This window comes from Streptomyces glaucescens (genome assembly GCF_002154375.1).
Classification (GTDB): Bacteria; Actinomycetota; Actinomycetes; order Streptomycetales; family Streptomycetaceae; genus Streptomyces; species Streptomyces glaucescens.
In genome coordinates this window covers 1-4988 of the sequence record NZ_MUND01000206.1, presented here as the reverse complement: position 1 = coordinate 4988, position 4988 = coordinate 1, and the positions used below count along the sequence as shown (strand labels likewise).

5 protein-coding genes are annotated in these 4988 nt (G+C 72.6%); all 5 read left to right on the top strand.

Annotation, left to right across the window (positions count from 1 at the left end; translation table 11 throughout):
* On the top strand, window positions 1-600 hold a 600-nt coding region (locus tag CCN42_RS15425; RefSeq protein WP_143661917.1), incomplete at its 5' end, for an AMP-binding protein.
* Window positions 600-2033, top strand: a complete 1434-nt coding sequence (locus tag CCN42_RS15420; protein WP_086736230.1) for an aldehyde dehydrogenase family protein — start codon at window positions 600-602, stop codon at window positions 2031-2033. The genes CCN42_RS15425 and CCN42_RS15420, both read left to right, overlap by 1 nt.
* Window positions 2034-2047: 14 nt before the next feature.
* Window positions 2048-3238, top strand: coding sequence for an acyltransferase family protein (locus CCN42_RS15415; protein WP_169731460.1), 1191 nt, complete (start codon window positions 2048-2050; stop codon window positions 3236-3238).
* Entirely contained in the window at window positions 3235-4095 is an 861-nt protein-coding gene (locus CCN42_RS15410) for an NAD(P)H-binding protein (protein ID WP_086736226.1), read from the top strand. Before CCN42_RS15415 ends, CCN42_RS15410 begins: the two co-directional genes overlap by 4 nt.
* Window positions 4096-4147: 52 nt before the next feature.
* Window positions 4148-4939: an alpha/beta fold hydrolase gene (locus tag CCN42_RS15405; RefSeq protein ID WP_086736224.1), complete on the top strand. Its 792-nt coding sequence runs from the start codon at window positions 4148-4150 to the stop codon at window positions 4937-4939.
* The last annotated feature ends 49 nt before the right edge of the window (window positions 4940-4988 follow it).

The window sequence follows — 4988 nt, the reverse complement described above, 5'->3', positions numbered from 1 at the left end:
CGCTGGGTGAAGAAGCTGATCGCGGGCGGCGACGGCGCCGCGGCGGGCGCCTACGCCGAGCACATCGTCGACCAGGTGGCGTACGTGCTGCGCACCCAGGACATCGGGGTGCTGATGTGCACCCCGCCGGTGCTGGAGCGGCTGGCGCAGCGCGAGGACCTGGCCAAGCTGATCGAGGACAAGGTGCGCGCGATCAACTGGGTCGGCACCCAGATGGACGCCGACACCCGCCACCTGTACCGCACCGAGGTGTTCCCGGACGCGCTGCTGTACAGCGGCTACGGCAGCACGATGATCCTCGGCAACGCCAGCGAGCGGCCCGGCCTGACCGACGACGAGCCGTGCGTGTACGACCCGTTCTCGCCGTACATGACGTTCTCCGTCATCGACCCGGAGACCGCCGAACCGGTGCCGTACGGCGAGCGGGGCCAGGTGCTGATGCACCACGTCAGCAAGAGCCTGTTCCTGCCCGACAACCTCGAACGGGACACCGCGCTGCGGGTCCGCGCCGCCGATGCCAGGCAGACCGGGGACTCGGTCGCCGACATCGCGCCGGTGCAGGAGTTCGACAACGAGACCGTGATCGAAGGGGTCTACTGATGGCCGAACCGGAGCTGACCGAGCGCACCCTCATCGAGCTGGACGCGCTCGGCCCGAACGGCCCGTTCGCCGCCCGCAACCGGGTCACCCTGCACGATGTGGCCGGCCGCCCGGTGGCCCGTCTCGGCCTCGTGCCCAAGCTGTTCGTGACCCGCACCATGGCGGCCCTGCACCGCGCCGGGCCGCTGCCGTTCGCCGAGCGGATCGCGGCCCTCGCCCGGGCCGCGCGGATCTTCGAGGACGAGACGGTCGCCGGGCTGGACTACGCCGCCTACCGGCAGACCGTCGCCCGCGTCTCCGGGGTGCCGCTGGGCGTGGTGCACGCGGCCACCGACGCCATCGTGGAGGCCGCGGAGCAGGCGGAGTACATGGCCGCCCAGCCGCGTCCCGCCGGCGCCGTCGCCGACTGGCGCGACCGGGCCACCACCGACGGCAGCGCCGTGTGGACCCGGCGCGGTGACGTGTTCGCCGTGCACGCCGCGGGCAACCACCCCGGCCCGCACTCGCTGTGGCTGGAGGCCCTGGCGCTCGGCTACCGGATCGCCGTACGGCCCTCCCGGCGCGAGCCGTTCACCCCGCACCGGCTGGTGACGGCGCTGCGCGCGGCCGGGTTCGGCACCGACCAGATCGTGCTGCTGCCCACCGACCACGACGCCGCCGACGAGATCCTGCGCGGCGCCGACTACGGCCTCGTGTACGGCGGCGACGAGGTGGTGCGCAAGTACGCGGGCAGCACCGTGCTCCCGCAGGGTCCCGGCCGGTCGAAGATCCTCGTCACCGCCGACGCCGACTGGCGCGACCACCTCGACACCATCGTCGACTCGATCAGCCACCAGGGCGGCGTCGCCTGCATCAACGCCACCACCGTGCTGGTCGAGGGGGACCCGGCGCCGCTCGCCGACGCCCTCGCCGAGCGGCTCGCCGCGCTGCCCGCGCTGCCGCCCGAGGACCCCAAGGCGGTGCTGCCCGCGCAGCCCGTCGACGGCGCCCGCGCCATCGAGGCGTACCTGCTGAACCAGGCCCGCGGCACCGTCGCCCACCTCGGCGGGGACGGCGTCGTCGAGGAACTCCCCGGCGGCGGGGCCGTACTGCGCCCGGCGGTGCACCGGCTGTCGCGGCCCGACGCCCCGCAGGCGGGTGTCGAACTCCCCTTCCCCTGCGTCTGGGTGGGCCCCTGGACGCGCGAGGCGGGCGTCGCCCCACTGCGCCACAGCCTCGTCCTCACGGCCTTCACCGGCGACGACGACCTCGTCGACCGGCTGCTCCAGGAGCCGACGATCAGCAACGTCTATCTCGGCGACCACCCCACGTACTGGATCCGGCCCGGCGTGCCGCACGACGGCTGGCTCGGCGAGTTCCTGATGCGTACCAAGACCGTGATCCGCGACCGTGACCCGTCACCGGACGGCGCGATACGCGGCTCAGCAAGCTGAGAGATGAGAGAACCGTGTCACCAGACCCGATAGCCCTGGCCGATCCGCCGGGCGCCCCGGCGAGATCCGGCACCGGATCCGCCGCCGGCCGCACCCGGCTCACCCGCCTCGACTCGCTGACCGGGCTGCGCTTCCCGGCCGCCCTGCTCGTCTTCGCGTACCACGCCTCCTTCATGGGGCTGTTCGCGGACGCCGAGCTGAACGGCGACTTCTACCAGGCCGTCGCCCAGGCCGGCGGACTGGGCGTCAGCTTCTTCTTCGTGCTCAGCGGATTCGTGCTGACCTGGTCGGCGCGCCCCGGTGACACGGCGCGGGCCTTCTGGCGCCGCCGCTTCGTGAAGATCTACCCGAACTACGTGATCGCCTGGGCGCTGGCGCTGATCGTGTTCGCCTCGGCCGCCACCACGGTGCCGCAGGCCGTCGCGAACCTGTTCATGCTCCAGGTGTGGGTGCCGGACTTCTGGATCAACTTCGGCGTCAACCCGCCGAGCTGGTCGCTGGCCGCCGAGGCGGTGTTCTACCTGTCCTTCCCGCTGCTGTACGCCGGGATCCGCAGGATCCCCGCCGACCGGCTGAAGTACTGGACCACGGCCGTCCTCATCGCGGTCATCGCCACCCCGGTGCTGGCCGACCTGTTCCTCGCCGAGACCCCGCTCATCCCCGGCGAGGACACCTCCGAACTCCAGTACTGGGCGGGCTACATCCTGCCGCCGGTGCGGCTGCTCGACTTCGCGCTCGGCATCCTGGTCGCGCGCCTGGTGCTGGCCGGCCGCTGGCGCGGCCCCGGCATGACCGTCTCCGCGGTGCTGCTCGCCGGCGGCTACGCGCTCAGCTTCTGGCTGCCGTATCTGTACGGGCAGCGCGCGACGTGCGTCATCCCGGTGATCCTGCTGATCGCGGCGACCGCCGGGCGGGACGTCGAGGGCTCCTTCAGCCCGTTCCGCAACCGGGCGATGACCTGGCTCGGTGAGATCTCGTTCGCCTTCTACCTGCTGCACTTCATCGTCCTGAAGCAGGGCCGCGAATGGCTCGGCGACCGCACCTACTCCGTCCCGGCGGGCATCGCGCTGATCGTCGCCGGGGCCGCCGTCACCGTGCTGCTGTCCTGGGCGCTGTACGCCCTGGTCGAGCGTCCCGTCACCCGCCGCTTCTCCCGCCCGCGGGGGGCGAGGAGCACGGCGGACACCGAGCGGAGGCCGTCATGAGCACACCCGGGACCGTCCTCGTCACCGGCGCCGGCGGGCACGTCGGACGCCATGTCGTCGCCGGACTGGCCGAGCGTGGCGTGCCCGTGCGGGCCGCCGCCCGCGACCCGCGCCGCCTGACCGTGCCGGCCGGCGTGGAGACCGCCGCGCTGGACCTGACCCGCCCGCAGACGCTGCGGCCCGCGCTGAAGGGCGTCCGCAAGGTCTTCCTGTACGCCGTCCCGCAGGGCGCCGCGGAGTTCATCGCGGCGGCCCGCGAGGCCGGCGTGGAGCAGATCGTGCTGCTGTCCTCCAACACGGTGATCGAGTGGATCGGCCTGCCGGTGCGCAAGCCCATCGCCGACATGCACCTGGCCGTGGAGGAGCCGCTGGCCGCCTCCGGGATCCCCTGGACGTTCCTGCGCCCGGCGCACTTCGCCACCAACGTCCTGATGTGGCAGTGGGACCGGATGATCCGCGAGGACGGTGTCGTCCGCTTCCCGATGCCCGAGTCGTACTGCGACGCCATCCACGAGAAGGACATCGCCGCGGCGGGCGTCGCCGCCCTCACCGAGCCCGGCCACGAGGGCAAGGCCTACTTCCTCACCGGCCCGGAGCAGATCACCCAGCGCCGCCAGGCCGAACTCATCGGCGAGGCGATCGGCCGCCCGGTCCGCTTCGAGGAGATCGGCCTCGAGGAGGCGCGGATCCAGCTGAAGGAGGTCACGGTCGACTGGGCCATGGACGCCGTCCTCGGCTACTGGGCCGCCTCCAACGGCGTCCCGGGCCCGCTGACCAGCACCGTCGAGGAGATCACCGGCCGCCGCCCGCTGGACTTCGCCCAGTGGGCCGCCGACCACGCGGCCGACTTCCGCTGACGCCATTGTCGGCACCCGTACCACCCACCCCCACACACCCAAGGAGAATGCAATGGCCGAGGTAACCACGGGCACCCTGACCGTGGGCGACGCGAAGATCCCCTACCGGGTCGCCGGCACCGGGCCGGCCCTGGCGCTGGTCCACGGCACCGGCCCCGGGTCGCTGATCTTCGACCACCTCATCGACGAGTTCGCCGACCGCAGCACGGTGATCCTGCCCGAGTACTCCGGCAGCGCCTCCGCGGAGGACGACGGCGCCCCGCTGACCCTGGAGGTCCTCGCCGGGCAGGTCGCCGCCGTCCTGGAGGAGACCGCCGACGGCCCCGTGGACCTGCTCGGCTTCTCGCTCGGCTCGCTCGTCGCGGCCACCGTCGCGGCGACCCGGCCCGAGCTGGTGCGCCGGCTGATCCTCGTCAACGGCTGGAGCGGCCCTGACGACGTCTACATCCACAACATGATGACGACGTGGCAGGACATCGCGGACAACACGGCGGCGTTCACCCGTTACGCCACCTTCACCGCGTTCAGCCCGGCCTTCCTCAACTCGCTGGGCCGCGACACCGTCGAGGGCATGATCGGCCTGATGCAGCCGACCCCCGGCACCCTGCGCCACATCGACCTCAACCTGCGCGCCGACATCCGCGACCTGCTGCCGAAGATCCAGGCGCCGACGCTGGTCATCGGCTCCACGCAGGACGGCACGATCCCGGTGCAGAACGCCCGCGACCTCCACACCGCGCTGCCCGGCAGCTCCTACGTGGAGATCGACGCCGGTCACGCGGTGATCGCCGAACGGGCCGAGGAGTTCGTCAAGCACGTGCGGGACTTCGTCCACGCCGGCTGACGCCCCCTCCCGACCAGGACGGGCCCGCCGGGGCGGGCCCGTCCTCGTC